The sequence below is a fragment of the Prochlorococcus sp. MIT 1341 genome (genome assembly GCF_034092415.1).
Classification (GTDB): domain Bacteria; phylum Cyanobacteriota; class Cyanobacteriia; order PCC-6307; family Cyanobiaceae; genus AG-363-P08.
The window spans coordinates 1,455,342-1,481,004 of the sequence record NZ_CP139304.1 but is presented as its reverse complement, the minus strand read 5'-3'; the positions used below and the strand labels follow the sequence as shown (position 1 = coordinate 1,481,004).

Genomic DNA, 25,663 nt, shown 5'->3' with positions numbered 1-25,663 from the left:
AATGTTGCCATCTAAAAAAATAATCGCAGGGATTGACGAAGTTGGGAGAGGTTCCTTATTTGGACCTGTTTTTGCTGGGGCCGTTGTCCTTAATAACAGCACCGCGAAATATCTAAGAAAAGAGGGTTTAACTGATAGCAAGTTACTTACTCATAAGAAAAGAACATATTTAGTTCCTTTAATAAAGTCTTTGTCAATAGGATGGGCACTTGGCCAAGCATCCTCAAGAGAAATTGATGAATTTGGAATAAGAGAAGCAACTGAAACTGCTATGATTAGAGCTATACAAAAGCTTGCGAAAAAGCCTGATTTCCTTCTCATCGATGGCAACCTACCATTACGAATATGGAACGGTCAACAGAAAAATATAATCAAAGGAGATGTGAAATTAGCTGAGATTTCAGCTGCAAGTGTTGTCGCAAAAGAAAGCAGAGACGCTTTAATCAGAAGATTAGCCTGTCTTTTCCCTGGCTATGGACTCGAAACAAACATGGGATATGGAACAAAGAAACATATCCAAGCAATTCAGGCCAAAGGAGCTTCTAAACTTCATAGGCTAAGTTTCCTGAAAAATATTAGTGAATAATTCTGCTATGAATCAATAAGTTTGCCTGATTCTTGGCACCAATTACTAAAGTCATTTAATAATTGATTCCCGACCCGTGCCTTAATTCCTATCAATATTCCATTTAGAATAGACTGACCGGTGCTCTCTAGAACCCCTGCAGGAATCAACTTCAATATAGGCGGCTGACTTACAGTTACCCCAAGATTCGCCTCCCCTTCTAAACCATGGGATGTGGCCTCTAAGGTCGCATCAAGTGTTAGCTGAAAATCATCCACCATTGCCAAGCCCCTTAATTCACTATCAGTAGCTCGCATTTTGAGTTTGCCATCAGTGTTGACCACCTCTATAGAAACCACAGGGTTAATTTGAAGCTGAAACACATTCAAACTAGTTACTGTGTAGCGAAAACTACCGGGAGCTAGAAGAGTTAACTTTTGGGGATCTAGCATTGCGCCAACAACTCTTTCTTGCTCGAGCAGATACCTTGGAAGACGCTCAATGTTGTGTCTTACAGGAAGATCTAGATGCTGGCTGGCTCGAAAGGCCAGAAACATGTCTCTTGACTAAGGCATATTGATCCTATCGAGCTTTCCCCCTCAAATCTCCAATGCAAATTCGTGTGGCCTTTTTAGGACCGGAAGGTACTTATGCCGAAAAAGCAGCTCTGGCGCTTGCTGAACTAGAAAAAATTCCAAAACCAGACTTAATCCCATGTAAAGGATTACGAGCGGTAATCGAACATCTCGCAAACAATCTTTGCGAAAAAGCGGTAGTCCCAGTAGAAAATTCCGTAGAAGGAGGAGTGACTGCAACATTAGATACGCTTTGGGCCCATCCGGAATTAAGTATCAGCAGAGCTTTGGTATTACCTATCAAGCATTCTTTATTTAGCAGCGGGACTCTTAGTGAGATTTCGGAGGTGTTATCTCACCCTCAGGCCCTTGCACAATGCAATGAATGGCTTACAAAAAACCTTCCAAACGCACTTCAGCTTTCTACTAGCTCCACAGCTGAAGCAGTAAAAATGGTCTACGGGAGTCGTTTCCGAGCAGCAATCTCATCTAGAAGCGCAGGAGAAACAGCAGGGCTAAAAGAATTGGCTTTCCCCATAAATGATATTGAAGGTAATAGAACTCGCTTTTTATTACTCAAAAAAGAGAAAAGTACGCAAACAGGAGACATTGGAAGCTTTGCCTTTTCATTAAAAACAAATGTCCCAGGTGCCCTACTAAAAGCACTCAAATGTATAGCAGACCTTGGATTAAACATGAGTAGAATTGAATCAAGGCCTTCAAAAAGAGAGCTTGGCGAATACATATTTTTTGTAGACATTGAACTATCTGCAAGCAAATCTGATAACTACGAACGCCTAATTAGAGTTTTAGAACCTTTGTGTGAACACCTAGTGAGCTTTGGGGTTTATCCAAGTTCTGAAATCCAAAAAAGCTAAGTTATTCATCACCAGTCCTAAAAACTCCAAAACGCATCAGTCCTGTTGAGAATGCCCAACGCATTAAAAGAATCGTTGGAATTTCTCTAATTCCTTTCAAGAGTGCCTCTGGACCTAAAGCAAAAACTGCCCTAGACCGTCTAAATCCTTCAAAAATGGACTCTGACCAAGAAGGGCAAGTTTCATTGGTCCAATCTGCAGTTTGGATCAACCCTTTTTTATACTTACTATTCTCCAAATTATTCCTAAACATTGGAATACTGGAGAACTCTGGATGAGCCCACTGATCTAACAACTGTCTCATAACAAGTCTTTCCACAAGACTTGTTTCTCCATTAGAGACGTCACGACGGTTCCAATCAGCTACAGCTAAAATGCCTCCTGGGCGTAATACTCGTAAAAGCTCATCAGCATAAAGCTGCTTATCAAGAATATGAGGACCTACTTCAACACTCCAAACAGCATCAAAAGTAGCATCACTAAATTTTAAATCGAGTGCATCCATTACCTGAAAATCACATTTAATACCTTGATCTGTAAGTTCAATTGCACGAGAAATTTGAACTGGACTAATACTTATAGCAACTACATCAAACCCATATTCTTTAGCAAGAATTCTCGCACTACCCCCTATTCCACAACCAACATCAATTACACGCGAACCTGGAGGCAACCTATCTAAACCACTCCAATTAACCAACTCATGAACAAAATCAACTTTTGCTTGGCGAAAGTTACGATTCTGTTGAGAGAATCCATAGTATCCCAAGTGAATATGCTCACCCCAAAGAGTCTCTAATAGCTGATCTTTGGTCCAGGAATCATAAGCTGATGCAACACTTTTAACAGAGGTATATCTACGATCTACTTTTATCCATATAAAAACAAATAACAATAAAAATAATGAGAAGATTACTGCGGTTAAAAGGATTATTTTCATTAATTAATTATTCCCAAGATCTGCATTGCTCAAAGTATCTTTCAAAACTGTTCTTGCTGCAAGCTGTCTTCTCGTTTGATCAAGCATTTCATATTCTCGTTCCAAACGTTTAATCGTATCGGTTAACTCCAGCAATTTTTGTTGTTCTTCAGCTGCGGGCCCCCCCAAATGGGAGGCTATCCAAAATGAAAGCTCTCTAGGCAAATCAGGCAAATCCTCTGGCAAGGAGACCTCACTACCTGTCAACTTCCCAGTTAGTTCAACAACATCCTCAAGAGCAGTTCGTACATTCCCAGAAAGCTTATGGAGACCATCTAGATCAGTCACAGCTTGATCTTCTATCCAACTAACGACTGCCCTGCGATAAGGAGCCTCACTAGTAACCTCTAAAACCCTAAATCTTTGTTGCCCAAGAGTGACCAAATTGCTCCGTCCATCCTGAAAAGTTTGGTGCTGAATTATCTCTGCACAACAACCAACATTCGCATAGATTTTCTTGCTGGGGTCCCAGCGAACAATGCCAAACCGGCTGTCTTTCTCCAAAACATTTTGGAGCATAATTCTGTATCTAGACTCAAAAACATGAAGTGGTAGCACCTCCTCAGGGAAAAGAACCACATCAGGCAAAGGGAAAAGAGGCAATTCCCTCACTGAGAGGTCTGACACGGAAATCTGATTAAAGAGGCCTTAATGCTAGATAAATGATTGCCAAAGTGACTGATTTTCAAAGCTTAACTTCAATATCTACACCACTAGGGAGATCCAACTTCATTAGAGAGTCAATTGTTTTTGCCGAGGGGTTGTAAATATCAATTATCCTGCGATGAGTTCTTGTCTCAAAATGCTCCCTTGAGTCCTTATCTACATGCGGGGAACGAAGAACACAATATATTTTCCTTTTAGTTGGCAAAGGTATCGGCCCAATTGCAGTAGCTGCAGTATTGTCGGCTGTCTCAATAATCTTGTCGCAAGATAGATCAAGTCTTCGGCGATCAAATGCCTTGAGACGAATCCTGATCTTCTGCTGTGCTATTGCCGTTGACATGACGGGTCCTGGAGAATCCCCTATCAGGGGTAAGAAAATTAATTGTCTAGGTACTTGATCAACAAGGCCAACTAGTCAGCCTTGTTGATCACTATAAGAGATTCAGCACTCTAATAGAAATAAATGACGCTTTGATGCATCAAGCAAGAATCTTAGAAACGACTCCTGCACCGATTGTGCGGCCGCCTTCCCTAATTGCAAAACGCATATTCTTCTCAATGGCAACAGGACAAATTAACTCCCCTGTCATGTTGATACGGTCACCGGGCATCACCATTTCGACATTGCTGCCATCATCAGCAGTAAATGCTGTGATTTGACCTGTTACATCAGTTGTCCTGATATAGAACTGAGGACGATAGCCCGCAAAGAAAGGAGTATGGCGACCACCTTCTTCCTTCTTGAGAACATAAACTTCGCCTTCAAATTTTGTGTGAGGAGTAATCGAACCTTTCTTAACTAAAACCATTCCTCGCTCTATATCCTCTTTTTGAACACCTCTAAGTAATAAACCAACGTTGTCTCCAGCCATACCTTCCTCAAGGAGCTTTCGGAACATCTCAACACCAGTAACGGTAGTCACACGAGTGTCTTTAATACCTACGATTTCAACTTCCTCTCCAACCTTTACCTTTCCTCTTTCAATACGTCCAGTAGCGACTGTTCCCCGTCCAGTAATTGAGAAAACATCCTCTATAGCCATCAAGAACGGCTTATCAACCTCTCTTTCGGGCTCGGGTATTGACTCATCTACAGCCTTCATTAAGGCTTCAACCTTGCCTTCCCACTCAGAATCTCCTTCTAAAGCTTTAAGAGCAGATACTTGAACAACTGGGATATCATCCCCAGGAAAATCATAACTACTTAATAACTCGCGAATTTCCATTTCTACGAGCTCAATCATTTCCTCATCATCGACCATGTCGCATTTGTTCAATGCAACAACCAAAGAAGGAACACCAACCTGCTTAGCTAACAGTATGTGCTCTTTAGTCTGAGCCATAGCGCCATCTGTAGCAGCAACAACAATGATGGCTCCGTCCATCTGTGCGGCCCCTGTGATCATGTTCTTTACATAATCAGCATGCCCGGGACAGTCGACATGGGCATAGTGACGAGAATCAGTCTCGTATTCAACATGCGCTGTATTAATGGTGATACCACGTTCGCGCTCTTCAGGCGCTCCGTCGATATCTCCATAATCTTGTGCTTTGGCCTGTCCCTTCTTAGCTAGCACATTTGTTATTGCTGCTGTAAGGGTGGTTTTGCCATGATCAACATGACCAATAGTGCCAATGTTGACGTGAGGCTTGTTCCTCTCAAACTTCTCGCGAGCCATTTTGTTAAAGAATCGGGGGTTAAAAAAGTTGGGGTTTAAAGATCAGGAATTGCCCTGATTCTTAGAGATGATTGCTTCAGCCACATTACGAGGAACTTCCTCGTAATTGCTGAACTCCATTGAAAAGATGCCGCGACCCTGTGTCATTGATCGGAGCTGAGTGGCGTAGCCAAACATTTCGGCCAGAGGCACTTTGGCACCCACTTTAGACAGTCCATCGTCAATGGACTGTCCTTCCACCTGTCCTCGACGTGAGGATAGGTCCCCAATAATGGCACCAAGGAAGTCCTCTGGCACTTCCACTTCTACCTTCATCATTGGCTCCAGTAGTACTGGATTACATTTTTTGACTCCATCCTTGAAGGCCATTGAGCCAGCAATTTTAAAGGCCATTTCAGAAGAGTCGACGTCATGATAAGACCCGTCAACAAGCGTCACTTTGACATCTATCAAAGGATAGCCAGCAATTACGCCTGACTCAGAAGTCTCCTTCATGCCCGATTCCGCTGGCTTGATGTATTCCTTAGGGACAACACCTCCAACAATTTTATTGACGAACTCGAACCCTGAACCAGGCTCACCTGGTTCAACTTCAATCACAACATGTCCATATTGACCTTTTCCTCCTGTCTGACGAGCAAACTTGCCTTCACCAGATGAGCTAGCACGAATAGTTTCCCGGTAAGACACCTGAGGAGCTCCGATATTTGCTTCAACCTTGAACTCGCGCAACATTCGATCAACAAGAATTTCAAGATGCAGTTCTCCCATTCCTGCAATCACTGTCTGATTTGTCTCTGGATCAGTACTTACTCGGAAAGTTGGATCTTCTTCAGCTAGAGCAGTTAATGCTTTTGATAGTTTTTCCATATCGCCCTTGGTTTTGGGCTCAACAGCAACGGAAATCACTGGTTCTGGGATAAAGAGTGTCTCAAGGACAATCGGATCATCAGTTGTGCACAGAGTGTCACCTGTGGTCGTATTTTTTAAACCGAGTACAGCTCCAAGGTCACCTGCTCGAAGCTCATCTACTTCTTCGCGATCGTCAGCCTTTAGAACTATTAAGCGAGAAATCCTTTCCTTTTGATCTTTAGTTGAATTAAGTACATAGCTTCCTTTAGAAAGAACACCGGAATACATCCTCACAAATGTAAGTTTTCCATATGGATCGGACATAACCTTGAAGGCCAATGCACTAAAAGATGCATTGTCATCGGAAGGTCGCAAAGCCTCTTCACCATTTGGCAACAAGCCCTGGATAGGGGGGACATCAACAGGCGCAGGTAGATAATTGACTACCGCATCAAGTAGGAGTTGCACGCCCTTATTCTTGAAAGCTGAGCCACAAAGCATTGGAACCAAACCATGCTTCAAAACCCCTTCCCTAATACCAGCCTTAAGTTGTTCCTGAGTTAGTTCACCTGTCTCTAGAAAAGCCTCAATCAATTGTTCATCAGTCTCTGCTACTCCCTCCATCAATTTCCCACGCCACTCAGCCGCAATATCCTCCATTTCAGCTGGTATTGAAGTCTCCTCAATATCCTTGCCTAAATCATCTTTGTAGATAAAAGCTTTGTTCTGGACAAGATCAACAATCCCTTTGAGATCATTTTCAGCACCAATGGGAAGTTGAATTGGAACAGCATTAGCTTTGAGGCGATCCTTGATCTGTGCATGAACCTTCAGAAAATCTGCTCCTGTTCGATCCATTTTATTTACGAAGACCATCCTTGGAACCGAATACCGGTCGGCTTGACGCCAAACGGTTTCTGACTGTGGCTGAACTCCCCCAACCGCACAAAAAACAGCAATTACTCCATCAAGCACTCGCATCGAACGCTCGACTTCAATAGTGAAATCAACGTGACCTGGAGTATCAATAATGTTTATACGATGGTCATTCCAGGTTGTAGAGATGGCAGCAGCAGTAATCGTGATTCCACGCTCACGCTCTTGAGCCATCCAGTCTGTTACTGCTGCGCCATCATGGACTTCGCCCATTTTATGGACTACGCCCGAATAAAAAAGAATTCGTTCAGTGCAAGTAGTTTTGCCAGCATCAATATGGGCGGCAATACCTATATTTCTTACACGTTCCAGGGGAAAGGCGCGATCCACAAGAAACTCTCCGGGTTGAGGCATGAAAAGGCGGGTGAGACTCTACATGTCAGCCCTACATAAATGAAAGTTTCTCGGCATTATTACTAATGATTTAGTACCTGTAATGGGCAAAAGCTTTATTAGCCTCAGCCATCTTGTGGGTCTCTTCACGCTTCCGCACTGCACTACCAGCTTCATTAGCGGCATCAATCAGCTCATTAGCAAGTTTTTGAGCCATACTCCGCCCATTTCTAGATCTTGAGAAATTCACTAACCAACGCAAAGCCATAGCTGTGCCCCGTTCTTGTCTGACCTCCATAGGAACCTGATATGTAGCACCTCCAACTCGACGAGCCCTTACCTCAACTAAAGGGGTGGCATTTTTAACAGCAGTTTCAAATAGTTCTATTGGATCACTTCCAGTACGTTCGTTAATCAAGCCAAAAGCTTCTGAAAGAATTCTTTGAGCTGTGGATTTCTTTCCATGCTTCATCAACCTTGCAATCATCATTGTCGCAAGCCTGTTGTTGAACTGTGGGTCAGGAAGAACTGGTTTTTTTTCTGCTGCGTTTCTGCGTGACATAGTTGGCCAAAAAATTTGAGTGAAGAAACTAATAAAAAAGAAAAATCCCTAATAGATAAGATCAAGCTAACTTTTAGGTGATTTGGCACCGTACTTTGAGCGAGCCTGACGGCGATCTTTAACCCCTGCGGTATCTAGAGTGCCTCGAATAATGTGATATCTCACACCTGGAAGATCTTTAACTCTGCCACCTCTGATCAACACTACTGAGTGTTCTTGGAGGTTATGACCTATTCCTGGGATGTATGCCGTAACCTCAAAACCAGAAGTAAGCCTAACTCTTGCAACCTTTCTTAAGGCCGAATTAGGCTTTTTTGGAGTAGAGGTATAGACACGGGTACATACACCCCGTCTCTCAGGGCATGCTCTCAATGCTGGAGATTTTGTCTTTCTGGTCAGACGCTGTCTCTCAGTTCGAATTAGCTGTTGGATTGTTGGCATTTACGATAGTCATAGGGTCGGAACTCCGACCTCATATCACAATCAACCAGATTAGCTGTTCACCTGGCCAAACCAAATAAATCAGCTGCTTTATCTTGTGACCTTCTAAGCAAAAATCAAACTGATTTCGTTGTTTTTGAGCATCACGCTTCAAAACAGCGCGCATTGTGCCTGATAAAACAGCATGGGCAGGTTGCTTTGAAGATAAAAATTATTTGATTTCAAGCTCTTTTGCATTCCCAAACTACTTCGATGACTCATTCAATAAAAATAACCCGATGTAAAGATTTTTACAGTTGCTTAAGGAGGTGAACCGACTCTTAATGATGAAAAATCTTCGAAATGTCACTTCCAAGATTCAAGCCATCTTTAAAGTGTTACTGATAGAGATTGGTAGTTTCAAATAATCCTAGAAAATGCTCCACGATAGAAAGTGAATGGAGCAAACCATCTCGATCAAACTTATGGAGGTTCACTACTTAGGATCTTCCTTTGGTTCATTCATGAAGAAGTCCGCAAGCCTTTTTGGCGCAAGGAAAAAGCTCGGTTGAAGGTTATGTCTCAAGTTCCCATTCGCCCTAGTTGGCCTCACTGCGACACCAGCGCTCCAAAAGCAGTGGCTGGCGAGAAGGATTCCTGTGGAGTGGGGTTTTTAGCCAAAATCAATGGCGAAGCAAGTCATTGGTTACTAGAGCAAGCACTGCGAGGTCTGGAATGCATGGAACACAGAGGAGGGTGCGGTGGTGATAGCGATTCCGGAGATGGAGCCGGTTTACTTTGTGCAATCCCATGGAATTTTCTAAGTGAGGTATGGCCTGCAATAGAAAAAAACCGTAAATCTTATGGACTAGGCATGCTTTTCATGCCAAAAGATCCTTCTACAAGAGAGGAAGCTCACAAATTCTGCGAAGAAGAGGCAAGATCACTAGGACTAATACCAAAAGGGTGGAGAAAAGTCCCCGTAGACGAATCAAAGCTTGGCACCCTTGCAAAAGCAAATGTTCCAGCTATCGAACAATGGCTCTTGGAAGGACAATCATCAGTATCCCAAGATTCCTTAGAGGCAACTCTTTTTAGATTGAGAAGGCGTATTGGAAAACGAGCTAGAAAAATCTGGAATCATTTAGACACCGAACTCTATATAGCCTCTTTGAGTTGCCGAACCGTGGTTTACAAGGGAATGGTGCGTTCTTCAGTACTAGCACTGTTCTATGAGGACCTTCGAGATGAAAGGTTTGAAGTACCTTTTGCTGTCTATCACCGTCGCTTCAGCACCAACACACTTCCAAAATGGCCACTCGCTCAGCCAATGAGGCTGCTAGGTCACAACGGAGAAATAAACACTTTGCTTGGGAACTTGAACTGGGCAAGAGCTACTGAAGTAAATCTGGAAGAGGTTTGGGGAATGGACGCAAAAGACCTGCAACCAGTAGTAAATGACTCCTTCAGTGATTCAGCAAATCTCGATGCAACTCTAGAACTACTCGTTCGGAGTGGAAGGCCAATCACTGACAGCCTTCTAACTCTTGTTCCAGAAGCCTTCAGAGATCAACCAGAACTAACCGACAAGCCTGAAATTCAAGCTTTCTACGAATATTCTGCTTGCACCCAGGAACCCTGGGATGGGCCTGCATTACTTGTGTTTTCTGATGGGCGATATGTTGGAGCCACGCTCGATAGGAATGGACTTCGTCCTGCTCGTTATTGCATCACGAATGATGGCTTTGTAGTAATGGGATCAGAAGCAGGAGTGGTAGAACTTCAAGAAGACCAAATCATCGAAAAAGGTCGACTTGGTCCTGGCCAAATGCTCGCAGTTGATCTGGAAAACGCTCGACTTCTTAGGAACTGGGACGTAAAGCATGAAGTTGCGACTAGGAACCCTTATAGAGATTGGCTGACTAAACATCGGAAAACCCTACAAAAACAAGCCTGGGAAGACAAAAAAAATCTCAGCGAAATAGATGTCCTCCACCAGCAAACCGCTTTCGGATTCACCTCTGAAGATTTTGACCTGGTCATCGAATCAATGGCTGGCTCGGCAAAAGAACCTACTTTTTGTATGGGAGATGACATCCCACTAGCCGTCCTATCTAACAAACCACATATTCTTTATGACTACTTCAAGCAACGCTTTGCTCAAGTCACGAATCCACCAATTGATCCACTAAGAGAAAAACTAGTGATGAGTCTTGAGATGCATCTTGGGAAAAGACACTCACCACTCAAACCAAAGGAAGATGCCACAAAAGTTTTACATCTAAAAACACCAATTCTTAATGAAGGTGAACTTGAAGAGATATCCCGAAAAGGGATATCAACTAATACTATTTCCACACTCATCAGTGTGGAAAGAAGTAATAATTATTTTCAAAAAGAAATAGAAACGCTATGTAATAAGGCTGAAGAATATGTATTAAATGACACGCAAGTATTAATTCTTTCAGACAAAGGTGCTGATAAAAAAAATACTTATATCCCGCCCCTTCTTGCAGTTGGTGCAGTCCACCATCATTTACTTCGCAAAGGACTACGTCTAAAAACTTCAATAGTTGTTGAAACTGCACAGTGTTGGAACACCCATCACCTTGCTTGTCTTATTGGATATGGAGCAAGTGCAGTATGTCCATGGCTTACATGGGAAACGACCCGGCACTGGTGGAGCAAGCCTCGAACCCAAAAGCTCATGGAAAGTGGCAAAATAAAGTCCATAACCATTACCGAGGCTCAATCGAATTTGCGAAAAGCCTTAGAAGATGGACTGCGCAAAATCCTTTCTAAAATTGGTATATCAATGCTCTCGAGTTACCACGGAGCGCAAATTTTCGAAGCAATAGGAGTAGGAGCCGACCTAATAGGTCTAGCTTTCAAAGGCACAACAAGTCGAATTGCAGGAATCAGTCTTAATGACCTAGCCAATGAAACCCTGACATTTCATAAAAAAGCATTCCCAGAATTAGAACAAAACAAGCTTGAATTCATGGGGTTTGTGCAACATAGAACTGGTGGAGAGTTTCACCTAAATTCACCCGAAATTTCAAAAGCTCTCCATGCAGCAGTAAAACTAGGACCAAAATACGATCACTTTTCAACATATAAAACTTTACTAGAAGGCCGTCCAGCAACTGTTTTACGAGACCTTCTTACATTAAAACCTGTCTCTGAGCCACTACCACTAGATCAAATTGAAAGTGTCGAATCAATTTGCACGCGCTTTTGTACTGGTGGCATGAGCCTTGGTGCATTATCAAGAGAAGCTCACGAGGTACTTGCTGTAGCAATGAATCGGATTGGTGGCAAAAGTAATAGTGGGGAAGGAGGCGAAGATCCTCAAAGATTCAAACCACTCAATGATGTAGATAAAGAAAAACATTCTTCCACACTCCCAAATATCCATGGCTTACGTAATGGAGATACGGCTTGCTCTGCGATTAAACAAATTGCCTCTGGACGTTTCGGTGTTACTCCTGAATACCTGCGAAGCGGAAGACAATTAGAAATCAAGGTAGCTCAGGGGGCTAAACCCGGCGAGGGAGGCCAATTGCCTGGTCCAAAAGTAGATCCTTATATCGCCAAGCTACGCAACAGCAAACCAGGCGTAGCTCTTATCTCTCCTCCTCCACATCACGACATTTACTCAATTGAAGACCTTGCACAACTAATCCACGACCTTCATCAGGTTCATCCCGAAGCAAAAGTAAGTGTCAAACTAGTCGCTGAAATAGGTATTGGGACTATCGCTGCAGGAGTAGCTAAAGCCAATGCAGACGTCATACAAATCTCTGGTCATGATGGAGGCACAGGTGCATCACCGTTAAGCTCAATAAAACATGCTGGGGGGCCATGGGAACTCGGCCTAACAGAAGTGCACAGAGCTTTACTTGAGAATGGTCTTCGTGATCGTGTTTTACTTCGAGCTGATGGTGGACTAAAAACTGGCTGGGACGTTGTAATTGCTGCTCTACTTGGAGCAGAAGAATATGGGTTTGGCTCGATAGCAATGATTGCCGAAGGATGCATCATGGCACGAGTTTGTCATACAAATAACTGCCCTGTGGGTGTTGCTACCCAACAGGAGAAGTTGCGAAAGCGTTTCACAGGAATTCCAGAATATGTTGTAAATTTTTTCTTTTTTATAGCTGAAGAAGTAAGGCAAATAATGAGTGTATTGGGCGTTTCAAAAATAGAAGACTTAATTGGACGCACAGATTTCCTTGAACAACGAACGGTTGACTTATTGAAAACAAAATCGTTAGACCTTAGCTGCCTTCTTGGACCAATAAAGAAAGTTGAAAAATATGCCAATAGATCTTGGCTAATACATAGCGAAAAAGCCCATAATAATGGAGAAACACTTGAGGAAGAATTACTTAGAAATGTGCAATTAAATCAGGCTATTGAACAACAAAAAAGGATTACATTAACCATCCCAATCCTAAATACTGATCGAAGTGTCTGTGCAAGAATTGCAGGTGAAATTGCCTCTAAATATGGGAACAATGGTTTTAAAGGTGAATTAAATCTAAATTTCACTGGATCTGCAGGCCAAAGCTTTGGTGCTTTCCTCCTTAAAGGAATGAATATTTCTCTTATAGGAGAAGCCAATGACTATGTAGGGAAAGGTATGAATGGCGGTCGAATTAGTCTTACACCTTCATTTGAAAGAGCAAATAATGCTGATCAAGTAATCCTGGGCAATACCTGCCTATACGGTGCAACTGGTGGAGAGTTATTTGCTCTTGGCAGGGCTGGAGAACGCTTTGCAGTTAGAAATAGCGGAGCAGTTGCTGTTATTGAAGGCTCAGGTGATCATTGCTGTGAGTACATGACTGGCGGAGTTGTTGTTGTATTAGGGTCTACAGGTCGCAACATTGCCGCAGGCATGACAGGAGGAGTTGCATTCCTACTAGACGAAGATGGGAAAACTAATAAAAATGTAAATACAGAAATCGTTGAGGTTTACAATCTAATTACCAACAAACAAGAATTCATACTTAAAGAACTGCTTGAAAAACATCTACAAAATACTAATAGTCAAAAAACAAGTCTAATCATTAAGAATTGGCATCACTGGAAAAATAAATTTAAGGTTCTGGTGCCCCCAAGTGAAAAGGAAAACTTATGCTTAAATGACAAGTGACATTTAGTAAGTAAAAGATGCCTTGGTTCGCAAAAACTGAAACATTTACCAGATCTACAAGGGAGCTTTCCAGTCAGTCTCGAAGAAAACATATAGATATGCATATTATATGGATTAAAAGAATGCAATCAAAAGGAATCCAAATATATAGTGGTTACCTAACTGATCATAAGCAGACACCTGGAGGAGGAGGATTGCTAATATTTAAGGCAAAATCTTTTAGTGAAGCGAAAAAAATAATAGAAAAAGATCCTATGATAAGCGCAAAATTAGTCACATGGAAGTTACACGAATGGAATCTAATTGCTGGAGATAATCTGTAACTTAACCTACCTAGGGTTCTCTCTCATTAGTCTTTTAATCTGACCCGCATGGTAACTACTACGAGTCAAGGGTGAGCTAACTACCTGCAAGAAACCTAATTCCTTCTCACCATAGTCCTTGTAAAGCTGAAAAATCTTTGGAGGAACATATCTTTGAACCGGGAGATGCTTAGAGCTTGGTGAAAGATATTGCCCAAGAGTCACAATATCTACCCCTCTTCTTTTTAAATCTATCAAAACCTTGAAAACTTCATTATCCTTTTCACCTAAACCAACCATTAGCCCAGATTTAGTATAAATCTTATCAGAAGATTTCCTTACTTTCTCTAACAATTCCAATGATCGACTATAAACACCTTGTGGCCTGACACGACTATAAAGTCTTGGTATTGTTTCAATATTATGGTTCAGTACATCGGGTGAGATGTTCATAATTTTCGTTAACGCCTCCCAGTTACCGCATAAATCAGGTATTAGAAGTTCGATTGTGGTAATTGGTGATCTTTCCCGAATTATTTCAACACACCTAACAAACTGACTAGCACCACCATCGGAAAGGTCATCCCGATTTACGGAAGTAATAACTACATGACTAAGATTCAACCGAACGACAGCTTCTCCAACTCGCTCAGGTTCAGAAAAATCAATAGGGCGAGTGCTTTTATCAAAATCTATATCACAATAAGGACATGCTCGGGTACAACCTGGGCCCATTATTAAGAAAGTTGCAGTGCCACCTGCAAAGCATTCACCAATATTAGGGCAACTAGCTTCTTGGCAAACAGTATTTAAATGAAGATCTAAAAGTAAGTCTGAAACCTCGCCAATCCGTTGCTTTTGAGGAGCTTTAACCCTCAACCAGCTAGGTTTTTTAAATGCATTAGATCTCATAAATTAAACCTTAATCCAACTTGCCTACAGTTTTCCAGCCCTTATCAAAATCTTCTAGAATTAGCAGAACGGGATGTAGCGCAGCTTGGCAGCGCACTTCGTTCGGGACGAAGGGGCCGCAGGTTCGAATCCTGTCATCCCGATATGTCATAAAAAAAACAATACATTAGAAATGTTATTTATAGCCCCTTGGAGTAATCATTTGTCCATTTTCTTGCCTGCTTTCACTATTGCCAATAATTACAAGAGAAAGCATATCGACCTCCTCTACTGGGAGACTATCAAGAGTATATAAATGAACCTTTTCACCTTCTCTCCCTAGATTTCTAGCTAGTAATGCTGGAGTATTTGGGCTACGAAATTCCAATAAAAGATCAAATACTCTGTTTAACTGCCATAAACGATCTTTAGAGCGAGGGTTATAAATTGCAATCACAAAATCTCCTTCTGCAGCAGACCTAACCCTAGCTTCGATCTTTTCCCAAGGTGTAAGGCGATCACTAAGGCTAACTGTACAAAAATCATGCATTAATGGGGCTCCAACTCTTGCTGCAGCCAATTGCAAAGCTGATATACCAGGATGAACTTGAAAAACAGGCCTCTGAGAAACTTTTTGTTCTAACCAAAGCTCTAAAGCTAAGCCTGCCATTCCATATATCCCAGAATCTCCTGAGGAGATAAGTGCAACTCTAATCCCCTGTCTAGCTAACTTCAATGCATAAATGCATCTATCACGCTCCTGTGTAATTTGACTTTCTATTCGCACCTGATCTGGTCTGCGTAAAGGCTCTAACAAATCCAAATAAAGACCATATCCAATCCAAACAACACTTCTAGAAAGAGCCCGCCTTGAATCATACGTAAGAAACGATAAGTCTCCAGGTCCACTTCCTACCAAATGCAATTCACCGCGATTAGGCGCAAAAGCTTCCGCTGATTCTGCAATGGCAATAGTTACAGCTCCAACTTCATCATCCTGCGCAGAAAAAACTCTTTTTTCGAAAAGCAACTTTCCTAAATGTCCAGCAGCGAGTAATGCAGCGCTTTCGGCAACAGATGAAATTCCTATGGCATTCGCCACTTGAACTGAAGGGTTTGGCACATTCACTTTTGAGAGTTCTTGATTAGTAAAAAGCCTTATCGGACATCCAAGTGAGGCTGCCATGGACAAAATACAAGCCTCATCAGCCTTAATTTCAACACTGGCCAAGCCTGCAATAGCTTCGATGGCAATGCCAACAGTATCTAGTGAAATGCCTAAAGCTCTTTTCACTATGCTCAGGCTTGTATTTCTTTCACATCCAATCCCAATCCAAATATTGGGAGGATGCCAACAACATTCAACCCCTCTAAATGGACCTATATAAAAATCACAAGCAGAAGAAGAACTTCTGGATGATAGAAAACAGCCATTGGAAGCAGCTTTTGCAAGTTGCCACTCAGTTGTGCCTGAATGCTGCTCAAAATCAAGTTGTCTTCCTTGCGAAAGTAGATGCATCAACTTATTCCAGGCAATAGTTTTGCCGCCACGTCTCCATCCCCAGGCCTCCCCAAAACTATCAATCGCTAATCGTTCTTGAGAGTTTGAATCATTAGTAATTACAGGATCAGCCCCTATATCAGCCGCTATTTCAAACGCTAACGCCTCTCCTCCAGAAGCATGTCCACCAATCAAGGGCACTACATGTTTGGCCTTTGCATCAAGAACTAAAACTGCAGGATCAAGATCCTTGCCAGTTAAGAAAGGAGCAATTAGTCGTGTAGAAGCACCCAACGCACCAACGATGCAAATGATTGTTTCTTTAGACCAATATTGCCGAAAAAGGTCAGCAGCTGGAGCAACCAACAAATCTGCTGGCTGCGACTTCAAGGCAGAAGCCGCGCCAGGAGTAAGAGCTATATGCTCAAAATGCTTCCTAGTTCTAAGCCTCTGAAGCAATGGCAATGAACTAGGAGAGAGGCCTAGGGCAAGTCTCTGAATTGGAAATTCCGAAGAAAATTAGCTTGAGAATAAATTAATGCCAATTTTTACTTATGGATTCATTGTCGTGATATCGAAGGATGAAGCACGTGAATCTCTGGAGTCTCCTCACACCTATCTAGCTATCTAAATTTAAAGACTAATCAAACCTAACTGGTCTTTGCTAAATAATTTTCAGGAGAAACACCCAAGAAAAGATTTTTCAAGCCGCCCTTAGCAGAAAGAAGCAATCTTTAAATGCCGAAGCAGCCTGAAGGTAATTATTGTTAATTTTATGAAACTTAAGCTACTTAGATAGCTTCACTTTGTAGCTCTAAAGAGGATTTATTTGGTGAATCAGTCCTGATAAAGAGCCTTCAAGAGAGTTAAAGCCCAGACTAGTTATGAACTGTATAGAACATTATGTTACTTGCATAGGTAGTGAATGGCTCTCGGATCTATGCTTCCTGAAGCGGTCCCCTTGTGGGGGCCCACTCTCTCCAGTGCAAACAAAGGTCTAAACCTCTGATTTCGCTGGTCCTGCCAAGCTTTAGAGCTTGCACAAGGGGTGGCCCTCCACCTCGATACCCATACCTCGAGGAAGCTCTCGATGACTATTAGCCCACCAGAACGTGGGGGAAAAGTGAAGCCTTCAGGAGGAGTTCCTACTCCTTATGACCAACCAGTTGACAGGGATCATGTCCCTGCCGATATAGAAAAAGCCGGACAACCTGGCTTTTGGTCACGAAGCCTCGCTAAAGGTCCCAAAACCACTACCTGGATTTGGAACCTCCACGCAGACGCACACGACTTTGACACCCACATAGGTGATCTAGAGGAAACAAGCCGAAAGATTTTTTCGGCCCACTTCGGACATCTAGCGGTAGTTTTTGTTTGGATGAGTGGTGCCTTTTTCCATGGCGCCCGCTTCTCTAACTACACCGGTTGGCTGGCAGATCCAACGCACGTAAAACCAGGTGCACAAGTGGTCTGGCCAATTGTCGGCCAAGAAATTATGAATGCTGATCTAGGTGCCGGATATAGCGGCATGCAGATCACATCAGGTATTTTCCAAATGTGGAGGTCCTGGGGCATCACCAACGAGACACAGCTCTTGGCTTTAGCTATTGGAGCTCTGGTGATGGCAGCTCTAGTACTTCACGGAGGTATCTACCACTATCACAAGGCTGCACCAAAACTGGCTTGGTTCCAGAAGGTTCAGCCAATGATGCAGCACCATCAAATTATTTTGTTTGGTCTTGGCTCAATTGCCTGGGCTGGACACCTAATACATATAGGTGCCCCAGTAGCTGCAATGCTTGATGCAATTGATGCAGGCAAGCCTCTTGTTATTGATGGAGTAACCATTGCTAGTGCAGCAGACATTCCTACTACTACGCTTTGCAGCCCATCAGTAGCAAGTCAAATTTTCCCAAGCCTTGCCGGCAGAACAGTGGAAAACTTTTTCACTCTTAACTGGTGGGCTTTCAGTGATATTCTCACCAACAAAGGTGGCTTAAATCCTGTAACAGGAAGCCTTTGGATGACTGATATATCCCACCATCATTTGGCCTGGGGTGTATTTGCTGTATTTGGTGGTCACATGTGGGGCAACTCCGTTCATGGTGTTGGTCACAACATGAAGACAATTTTGGATAACGCAAAAGGCGATCCAATCCTTTTCCCAGCACCAAAAGGTCACGAAGGCATCTTTGAGTTTTTGAGCAATAGCTGGCATGGACAGCTAAGCATCAACCTTGCCATGGTTGGTTCTGGATCCATTGTGGTTGCGCATCATCAGTATGCTCTTCCCGCGTATCCATACATTTCCCTAGATCACGCAACAGTATTAGGACTATTCACTCACCATATGTGGATTGGTGGCCTAATGATCTGTGGAGCCGCTGCTCATGGTGGCATTGCAATGATTAGGGATTATGACCCTGCAATTCACGTAGACAATGTCCTTGACAGGATTCTCAAGGCTCGTGACGCCATAATCAGTCAACTTAATTGGGTCTGTATGTTCATCGGCTTCCATAGCTTTGGTCTTTACATCCATAACGATGTAATGCGCGCTCTTGGACGTCCTGGTGACATGTTTAGCGATACAGCTATTCAAATCCAACCTGTCTTCGCTCAGTGGACTCAGCAGTTGTGGCAGAACTCAATTGGAACAGCTTCTATGGTTGGAGCAGGAAACTTACCTGGTGGAGTTAGTGAGGCGTTCTCAATGCCTCTTGGGACTGCGGATCTGATGATTCATCATGTCCACGCTTTCACCATCCACGTAACTCTCCTAATCCTTCTTAAAGGTGTTCTTTACGCAAGAAGCTCTCGTTTGATTCCTGACAAGGCTCAGCTTGGATTCCGTTTCTCTTGCGATGGACCAGGCCGTGGTGGTACATGCCAAGTTTCTTCTTGGGACCATGTATTCCTTGGCTTGTTCTGGATGTACAACTCCATCTCAGTAATTATCTTCTACTTCTCATGGAAGATGCAAAGCGATGTATGGGGTCTTACAGGTGGAAACTTTGCTCAAAGCGGTATAACCATCAATGGATGGTTACGTGATTTCCTATGGGCTCAGTCCTCTCAGGTTCTCACTGGCTACGGCAATGCCATAAGTGGCTATAGCCTTCTATTCCTTGGAGCACACTTTATTTGGGCATTCAGCTTGATGTTCCTGTTCACCGGTCGCGGTTATTGGCAGGAGCTCTTTGAGTCAATTCTTTGGGCTCATAACAAGCTGAAGTTGGCTCCCGCCATCCAGCCCAGGGCTCTATCAATCACCCAAGGCCGTGCCGTGGGTGTAACCCACTTCCTCCTAGGCGGTATTGTTACCACCTGGGCCTTCTTCCACGCCCGCCTTCTTGGGCTCGGCTGACCTTTCCTGACCTTTCCCTAAATGGCAACGAAATTTCCCTCGTTTAACCAGGGTCTGGCACAGGACCCTACAACCCGTCGTATTTGGTACGGCATCGCCACGGCTCACGACTTCGAGAGCCATGACGGAATGACTGAAGAAGCTCTTTACCAAAAGATCTTCTCAACACACTTCGGCCATCTGGCGATAATCGGCCTTTGGGTTGCAGGCAACCTGTTCCACATCGCCTGGCAGGGCAACTTCGAGGCTTGGGTCGCCGACCCAACTCATGTTCGCCCAATCGCGCACGGTATCTGGGACCCTCACTTTGGACAAGGCATTACAGATGCTTTGACCCAAGCAGGTGCTAGTGGACCCGTAAATATTGCTTATTCAGGTCTTTACCATTGGTGGTACACCATTGGAATGAGGACCAATACTGAGCTTTACCAGGGTGCGATTTTCATAAATATCATGGTTTGCTGGCTCCTTTTTGGAGGCTGGTTACATCTTCAGCCAAAGTTCCGTCCTTCATTGGCCTGGTTCAAAAACGCTGAAGCAATGTTGAACCATCACATTGCAGTCTTGTTTGGCTTTACAAACATCGCCTGGAATGCCCACCTTATACACGTAGCTATCCCTGAATCTCGTGGCCAACATGTTGGCTGGGACAATTGGCTCACAGTTTTACCTCATCCGGCCGGTTTAATGCCGTTCTTCACAGGTAACTGGGGTGCATATGCCCAAAATCCAGATTCTTTGGATCACGTTTTTGGAACCTCTCAAGGTGCAGGTACAGCTATCTATACCTTCATGGGTGGATTACATCCAGATAGCGGTTCTCTTTGGCTAACTGACATTGCTCATCATCATCTCGCCTTAGGGGTAGTGATGATCATTGGCGGACATATGTATAGAAATACATTTGGCATTGGTCACACACTAAAAGAGATCACCGAAGGTCACAAAACAGACCACCCAAATGATCCTCATAAAGGTCATTTCGGCATTAACCATGACGGTATCTATGAGACCGTTAATAACTCTCTGCACTTCCAACTTGGCCTAGCTTTAGCTTGCCTAGGTGTGGCTTGCAGTTTGGTTGCTCATCATATGGGTGCCCTGCCTTCCTATGCATACATAGCGCAGGACTACACGACTCAAGCAGCCTTGTATACCCATCACCAATACATAGCCATCTTGCTTATGTGTGGTGCGTTCTCTCATGGAGCAATCTTCTTCATAAGAGACTATGACCCTGAGCTCAACAAGGACAATGTTCTGGCAAGAGTTCTAGGCACAAAAGAAGCTCTTATTAGCCACCTAAGCTGGGTATGTATGCTTCTTGGCTTCCATACACTTGGTCTATACGTCCATAATGACGTTTGTGTGGCTTTTGGAACTCCAGAAAAACAAATACTAATTGAGCCAATCTTTGCTCAATTCCTAATGGGTGTTTCTGGCAAGACAATCTATGGCTTCGATGCTTTGCTTTCCAACGCAAACAGTGCAGCCAGTCTTGCTGCCGCCAATATGCCAGGAAATCACTACTGGATGGACATGATCAATGCACCTGATGCATCGACCAACTTCCTTCCTATAGGACCAGCAGACTTCTTAGTTCACCATGGCATTGCTCTTGGGATTCATACCACTGCTTTGATCTTGATCAAAGGTGCACTTGATGCCAGAGGATCCAAATTGATCCCAGACAAAAAGGACTTTGGATATTCCTTCCCTTGTGATGGACCTGGAAGAGGTGGTACCTGTGATGTTTCTGCTTGGGACGCCACCTATATGGCACTGTTCTGGGCTGTTAACACAATTGCATGGGTGCAGTTCTACTGGCATTGGAAGCATCTAGCTATCTGGCAGGGCAACATTGCGCAGTTCAATGAATCTGGAACCTATCTGATGGGATGGTTTAGGGATTACTTGTGGCTAAATAGCTCTCAGCTAATTAATGGCTACAACCCCTTTGGCGTTAACTCGCTAAGTCCATGGGCATTTATGTTCCTTTGGGGCCACCTTGTCTGGGCAGTAGGATTTATGTTCCTCATCTCCTGGCGTGGTTACTGGCAAGAGCTGATTGAAACTCTGGTATGGGCACATCAGCGCACTCCAATTGCCAATCTTGTTGGGTGGAGAGACAAGCCTGTTGCTCTATCGATCGTTCAAGCCCGCCTTGTTGGTGTAACTCACTTTGTAGTTGGCACCGCGGTCACCTATGCGGCATTCGTCATAGGTTCCACTGCAGGCAAATTTGGATAACAACTTCTCCCTTCTCTTTTAGGGAGGAAATTAATCCAATAAAAAGGCCCCATCAGATTAATCTGATGGGGCCTTTTTATTGAAAAGGAATAAGCCTGAAGATCAAAGGTTAGTTCAAATAATCTGCTTCACTCAAGAAACAAAATTTTCTACAACCAAAATACTTATTAAAAAAAGAAAAATCTTTTTATGAACTCTTCTAATAAAAACGACTCAACAAAATTAGGTAAAAGGACTGAAGGAATAGCTTTTAAGGGAAATAAATGATCTCATAAATACATATAAGCTCATTGTCCTAATGAAAGTCTTGAAAATAAATTTCTTTAATTTGCTAAACACAATTCATTTACTTTCTTTTGCTGAAATGCGATCAAGAAAACCATTCCATGACTTTGGCCATCTCCAGCGAAAAACTATAGCCAAAATCACCAGGTAAAGAATCCCTTCTAAAGGATGCTTAATGTTCGAAATAGGTGGCATCAAGTAAAAGTAAAATTCTTCTTGAATAAAGAAAGGTTAGTGCAATTATGTAAAGCTGTGAGAATTGATTATTCCAAAACCGAAAAAACTTTGCAATTGCTGTTCTTACATAAAAAAATTGTCCAAGCCTAAATTTTAGGCTTGGACAATTTTTTTTAACAAATAAGCTACCTAAAACTACCTAAAATCAACCTACCCAAGGGAAAAATGCACCTTGTTGCATCAAGGTATCAACATGAAGAGTTCCGCATAAAAGCCATGCAAAAACTGCTCCACCGCATCCACCTAGCCAAAAACCGCTAGTAAAATCTGCCCATCCCTGCCTGGTAAATAAATCAGCAGGAGGATTTACAATTGTGCAATCAGGTGGCTGAACATTTGGAGCCTTTCCAGGAGCGTTATAAAGCACAAGAAGGGCAGTAAGAATATGCATTGCACCAACTGCACTCAAAAGACCTGCTGTCAAAGCAAAATCAGTATTACGGAATGGGCCCGTAATAGCGAATGGACCAAAAAGGAAATACCCAAACATCGCGCCTACTTCTAGGCCACGGAAATTAGGGGACAAGCCTTCACGATAAAAAGGAAGGTTATTCAGCCATGCCTTCGTGAAATAGCCACTGTTTACAGGAGTAGCCAAATCTCCAACACAAGGGTCTTTGGCTGGATTAACTGCCCACTGCTCAGCTATCCCAATATCAGTTGGTCGAGCTGACTGGTCGAGATATTTCTCGGGGAACCTGACAGGAGCATTGGAGCGAAGAAACGGATCTTGGAATTCAGTCATTTTTGTTTAATAGAACTGTGTTAGCTGAGGAGAAATTGGGCAGATCCCTCAGTCAGTTGCTGTGATGTGGCGTCCAACCAGCACAATAAAGATCGCGGGTGTTATAAGCCCAATTAAAGGGACAAAAACTCCAGGCAACCAGTTGGCTGCAAATTCACTTTCCATGGCATATACGAGTAATCAATACATACTGTATAGATAGCCGATGTTGTGGTCTCACTTTGACCCCATGGGCGAAATAAAAGTTCAATCCATTACCACTTCAAAAATCTTCCAAAACGATCAAATCCATGAATCAGATTTTTGCAGGATCAGCTGCTTTTCTAGTTGTGCTAGTGATGTGGAGCCTAGGGAGACGTCCAAACCAGAAAATCTTTGGCAATACTGTCGCTAGCCAAATAGTGGACATGAATCGCACACAAATCTCCTTAATGAATTCTCCGAAGGGGAAAAAATCAATTGATTTTCTATCCCAAAAAGCTTCGGAAGATGTTTTTGAAGCACCGCAAACAGCTCGAGAGAGAGCCCAACTCCAAAGGCAACTTCAACAATTAATGAATAAAGGGCCTGAAGAGCGACTAAAGGCAATTCAGATTTGTACCAAATGGGGACATAAATCCGTTTTACCTTTTTTACGTAGAGGTTTAAAAGACTCTGATCCACATGTCGTTTTTGCTGCTGCGAATGCAATTAAAGAGCAAAAAAACAACATCCCATTAATTCAAGAGAAAGTATTGCCCCGTAATGTCTCTCTAATGCGATAAATCGGTCTTGCTTGGCTTTCATGATATGTACGCATCTGAAGCTCCCCTAAAAGGCCAAAGCAAAACAGCTGAACGCCAGCAAGGCCTAACACTAAGGCCAATGTGAGAAGAGGACGATTCCCAATATCAGTTCCCATCAGTTTGATTACAAACAAATAAAAACTTGCCAAAAGACTTCCTGCTATTGCAAGCAACCCTCCAAACCCAAAGACATACATTGGTCTAGTCAAAAAACTCTTCAAAAACCAAACCGTAAGCAAATCCATCAAAACCCTAAAAGTCCTATCAATTCCATATTTGCTAGTTCCATATCGTCTGCCACGATGATTCACTTTAACTTCGGTTATACGAGCCCCTTCGATGTTTGCCAATACAGGAAGAAAGCGATGAAGCTCCCCATAAAGCCTCATATCAGCAAGAACTTCTTTTCGATATGCTTTTAAAGAGCAACCATAATCATGCAGTCTTACCCCTGTAACTCGACCAATAAGTCGATTCGCAATCTTTGAAGGCAACTTTCTTTGCAAAGCAGAATCTTTACGCTTGTAACGCCAACCGCTAACCAAATCATATCCCTCACGTAATTTGTCAACGAGAAGTGGAATATCAGCAGGGTCATTTTGAAGATCACCATCTAAACTCACTACTATCTCTCCAATGGCAATATCAAAACCAGCTGCCATAGCAGCAGTCTGCCCATAATTTTTTCTTAAAAGCACTCCCACTATTTCCTTAACTTGATTACTTAACTCGGCCAAAACTTCTGCCGTGCGATCTGTCGAACCATCATTTACCAGAACTATTTCAAAAGTTGCAAAAGCAGGTCTCAAAGCAGCTAAAAGCTGATCCACCAACTCTGGCAAACTCTCTTCCTCGTTGTAGATAGGCACCACTACTGAAAGCTCTTTGGGCGAAGTCATCCCGATAATTCCCAGTATTTTGCAAGATAGATGGAAGCATTACGGAAGAGTGGTGCCATCGTGACAACACTCAACTCTTCCTGCACCACGAAAATGTTCACGATAGTAGCTGGCAACACTATCAGCTTCCACAGAAGTCAAACTGTCTAATGCAATCCCATTGTGTCCATGCTCCACACCAGAACTATGCCAATAGAAGCCATTTCCTTTGTAGATACCAACATGATTACACCTTAAAGAAGTTCCAAAAAACACAAGGTCTCCAGGGCATAGCAAATCTAAGTTATACAGAGAAGCTTCCAATGAAATAGAGAATTCTTCCTGCTGATAAGCATCGCGTGGGACCCAAATACCTTGACTGGAAAATGAAGCCTGAACAAGGCCTGAACAATCAAAGTCAGGACCAGTTGTTCCACCCCACAAATATTTATTTGGTTGATTGGAACATTCTTGAATCCAATCAAGAATAAGAAAATTTCTTGAACGTATTTGCTTAAAAGAAAGCAAAGTTGGTTCAAACTTTACGCTTTGAGAAACTTGTCCCAAAAGGTCTGTAATTCTAAACCAACAAATGTAGCCATCTTCTAATAAACGAACTTTCAGGTAATCACATAAAAACTGATTATTAAAATTTTCCCTGTATTCCAAAACCTCAAAACTCCTACCTTCTAAAGCCTGGGTGGCCAGAACATCCCCATACACACTTGAAAAACCGTTAACACTTTTTTTTAATTCCCAATAACTCCCTAAGGGGAACAAGTCTTTTGAAGATTGCTTGAGTAGTGTCGACATTAT

General features: G+C 42.9%; 22 protein-coding genes and 1 tRNA gene. 8 read left to right on the top strand and 15 right to left on the bottom strand.

All coding sequences use genetic code 11. The features are described 5' to 3' along the window. Window position 1: 1 nt before the first annotated feature. Window positions 2–586 (top strand): ribonuclease HII, encoded by a 585-nt coding sequence (locus SOI84_RS07515; RefSeq protein WP_320673925.1) that lies wholly within the window; start codon window positions 2–4, stop codon window positions 584–586. Window positions 587–591: 5 nt separating this feature from the next. Here SOI84_RS07515 and SOI84_RS07510 read toward each other — a convergent pair whose 3' ends face one another. After that, window positions 592–1,122, bottom strand: coding sequence for a DUF1997 domain-containing protein (locus SOI84_RS07510; RefSeq protein WP_320673924.1), 531 nt, complete (start codon window positions 1,120–1,122; stop codon window positions 592–594). 53 nt (window positions 1,123–1,175) lie between these two features. On the opposite strand from SOI84_RS07510, the gene pheA reads away from it, so the two are divergent. After that, entirely contained in the window at window positions 1,176–2,018 is an 843-nt protein-coding gene (pheA, locus tag SOI84_RS07505) for a prephenate dehydratase (protein ID WP_320673923.1), read from the top strand. 1 nt (window position 2,019) lies between these two features. Here the strand turns inward: pheA and SOI84_RS07500 are convergent, their stop codons facing one another. The 7 genes from SOI84_RS07500 to rpsL all read right to left on the bottom strand — a co-directional run bounded on the left by SOI84_RS07500 (window position 2,020) and on the right by rpsL (window position 8,466). Beyond that, on the bottom strand, window positions 2,020–2,958 hold the full coding sequence (locus SOI84_RS07500; protein ID WP_320673922.1) for a methyltransferase domain-containing protein: 939 nt from the start codon (window positions 2,956–2,958) through the stop codon (window positions 2,020–2,022). Window positions 2,959–2,961: 3 nt separating this feature from the next. After that, entirely contained in the window at window positions 2,962–3,624 is a 663-nt protein-coding gene (locus tag SOI84_RS07495) for an LON peptidase substrate-binding domain-containing protein (RefSeq protein WP_320673921.1), read from the bottom strand. A 58-nt stretch (window positions 3,625–3,682) separates the two neighbouring features. Then, window positions 3,683–4,003: a 30S ribosomal protein S10 gene (rpsJ, locus tag SOI84_RS07490; RefSeq protein WP_320673920.1), complete on the bottom strand. Its 321-nt coding sequence runs from the start codon at window positions 4,001–4,003 to the stop codon at window positions 3,683–3,685. Between the two features lie 139 nt (window positions 4,004–4,142). After that, window positions 4,143–5,342 (bottom strand): elongation factor Tu, encoded by a 1,200-nt coding sequence (tuf, locus tag SOI84_RS07485; RefSeq protein ID WP_320673918.1) that lies wholly within the window; start codon window positions 5,340–5,342, stop codon window positions 4,143–4,145. A gap of 42 nt (window positions 5,343–5,384) precedes the next feature. Next, window positions 5,385–7,460 carry an elongation factor G gene (gene fusA / locus SOI84_RS07480; protein ID WP_320675422.1) on the bottom strand — a complete coding sequence of 692 codons (2,076 nt, stop codon included), beginning with the start codon at window positions 7,458–7,460 and terminating at the stop codon, window positions 5,385–5,387. A gap of 94 nt (window positions 7,461–7,554) precedes the next feature. Further along, on the bottom strand, window positions 7,555–8,025 hold the full coding sequence (rpsG, locus tag SOI84_RS07475; RefSeq protein WP_320673917.1) for a 30S ribosomal protein S7: 471 nt from the start codon (window positions 8,023–8,025) through the stop codon (window positions 7,555–7,557). A gap of 66 nt (window positions 8,026–8,091) precedes the next feature. Continuing rightward, on the bottom strand, window positions 8,092–8,466 hold the full coding sequence (gene rpsL, locus SOI84_RS07470; protein ID WP_320673916.1) for a 30S ribosomal protein S12: 375 nt from the start codon (window positions 8,464–8,466) through the stop codon (window positions 8,092–8,094). A gap of 556 nt (window positions 8,467–9,022) precedes the next feature. Between rpsL and gltB the strand changes: the two genes are divergently transcribed. Together gltB and SOI84_RS07460 are read left to right on the top strand one after the other, a co-directional pair. After that, on the top strand, window positions 9,023–13,606 hold the full coding sequence (gene gltB, locus SOI84_RS07465; protein WP_320675419.1) for a glutamate synthase large subunit: 4,584 nt from the start codon (window positions 9,023–9,025) through the stop codon (window positions 13,604–13,606). 17 nt (window positions 13,607–13,623) lie between these two features. Beyond that, window positions 13,624–13,929: a YciI family protein gene (locus tag SOI84_RS07460; RefSeq protein ID WP_320673915.1), complete on the top strand. Its 306-nt coding sequence runs from the start codon at window positions 13,624–13,626 to the stop codon at window positions 13,927–13,929. A 6-nt stretch (window positions 13,930–13,935) separates the two neighbouring features. Here SOI84_RS07460 and lipA read toward each other — a convergent pair whose 3' ends face one another. Continuing rightward, entirely contained in the window at window positions 13,936–14,820 is an 885-nt protein-coding gene (gene lipA, locus SOI84_RS07455; protein WP_320673914.1) for a lipoyl synthase, read from the bottom strand. Between the two features lie 69 nt (window positions 14,821–14,889). On the opposite strand from lipA, the gene SOI84_RS07450 reads away from it, so the two are divergent. Next, window positions 14,890–14,963 (top strand) — tRNA-Pro (locus SOI84_RS07450). A gap of 32 nt (window positions 14,964–14,995) precedes the next feature. Here the strand turns inward: SOI84_RS07450 and cobJ are convergent. Beyond that, window positions 14,996–16,765 carry a precorrin-3B C(17)-methyltransferase gene (gene cobJ / locus SOI84_RS07445; RefSeq protein ID WP_320673913.1) on the bottom strand — a complete coding sequence of 590 codons (1,770 nt, stop codon included), beginning with the start codon at window positions 16,763–16,765 and terminating at the stop codon, window positions 14,996–14,998. Between the two features lie 625 nt (window positions 16,766–17,390). Between cobJ and psaA the strand changes: the two genes are divergently transcribed. Further along, window positions 17,391–19,667: a photosystem I core protein PsaA gene (gene psaA / locus SOI84_RS07440; protein ID WP_320673912.1), complete on the top strand. Its 2,277-nt coding sequence runs from the start codon at window positions 17,391–17,393 to the stop codon at window positions 19,665–19,667. 21 nt (window positions 19,668–19,688) lie between these two features. Continuing rightward, on the top strand, window positions 19,689–21,917 hold the full coding sequence (gene psaB, locus SOI84_RS07435) for a photosystem I core protein PsaB (protein ID WP_320673911.1): 2,229 nt from the start codon (window positions 19,689–19,691) through the stop codon (window positions 21,915–21,917). A 342-nt stretch (window positions 21,918–22,259) separates the two neighbouring features. On the opposite strand, the gene SOI84_RS07430 is transcribed toward psaB, so the two are convergent. The 3 genes from SOI84_RS07430 to SOI84_RS07420 form a co-directional block, all read right to left on the bottom strand. After that, on the bottom strand, window positions 22,260–22,397 hold the full coding sequence (locus SOI84_RS07430; RefSeq protein ID WP_320673910.1) for a hypothetical protein: 138 nt from the start codon (window positions 22,395–22,397) through the stop codon (window positions 22,260–22,262). 187 nt (window positions 22,398–22,584) lie between these two features. Next, window positions 22,585–23,184, bottom strand: coding sequence for a photosystem I reaction center protein subunit XI (locus SOI84_RS07425; RefSeq protein WP_320673909.1), 600 nt, complete (start codon window positions 23,182–23,184; stop codon window positions 22,585–22,587). Between the two features lie 48 nt (window positions 23,185–23,232). Then, on the bottom strand, window positions 23,233–23,349 hold the full coding sequence (locus SOI84_RS07420; RefSeq protein WP_320673908.1) for a photosystem I reaction center subunit VIII: 117 nt from the start codon (window positions 23,347–23,349) through the stop codon (window positions 23,233–23,235). Window positions 23,350–23,474: 125 nt separating this feature from the next. On the opposite strand from SOI84_RS07420, the gene SOI84_RS07415 reads away from it, so the two are divergent. Continuing rightward, a complete protein-coding gene (locus tag SOI84_RS07415; RefSeq protein ID WP_320673907.1) occupies window positions 23,475–23,948 on the top strand; it encodes a HEAT repeat domain-containing protein in 474 nt (157 codons plus the stop codon). On the opposite strand, the gene SOI84_RS07410 is transcribed toward SOI84_RS07415, so the two are convergent. Together SOI84_RS07410 and SOI84_RS07405 are read right to left on the bottom strand one after the other, a co-directional pair. Continuing rightward, a complete protein-coding gene (locus tag SOI84_RS07410) occupies window positions 23,906–24,868 on the bottom strand; it encodes a glycosyltransferase family 2 protein (protein WP_320673906.1) in 963 nt (320 codons plus the stop codon). The two genes, SOI84_RS07415 and SOI84_RS07410, sit on opposite strands and share 43 nt — an antisense overlap. A gap of 39 nt (window positions 24,869–24,907) precedes the next feature. Next, window positions 24,908–25,660 carry a C40 family peptidase gene (locus SOI84_RS07405; protein ID WP_320673905.1) on the bottom strand — a complete coding sequence of 251 codons (753 nt, stop codon included), beginning with the start codon at window positions 25,658–25,660 and terminating at the stop codon, window positions 24,908–24,910. Window positions 25,661–25,663 lie beyond the last annotated feature (3 nt).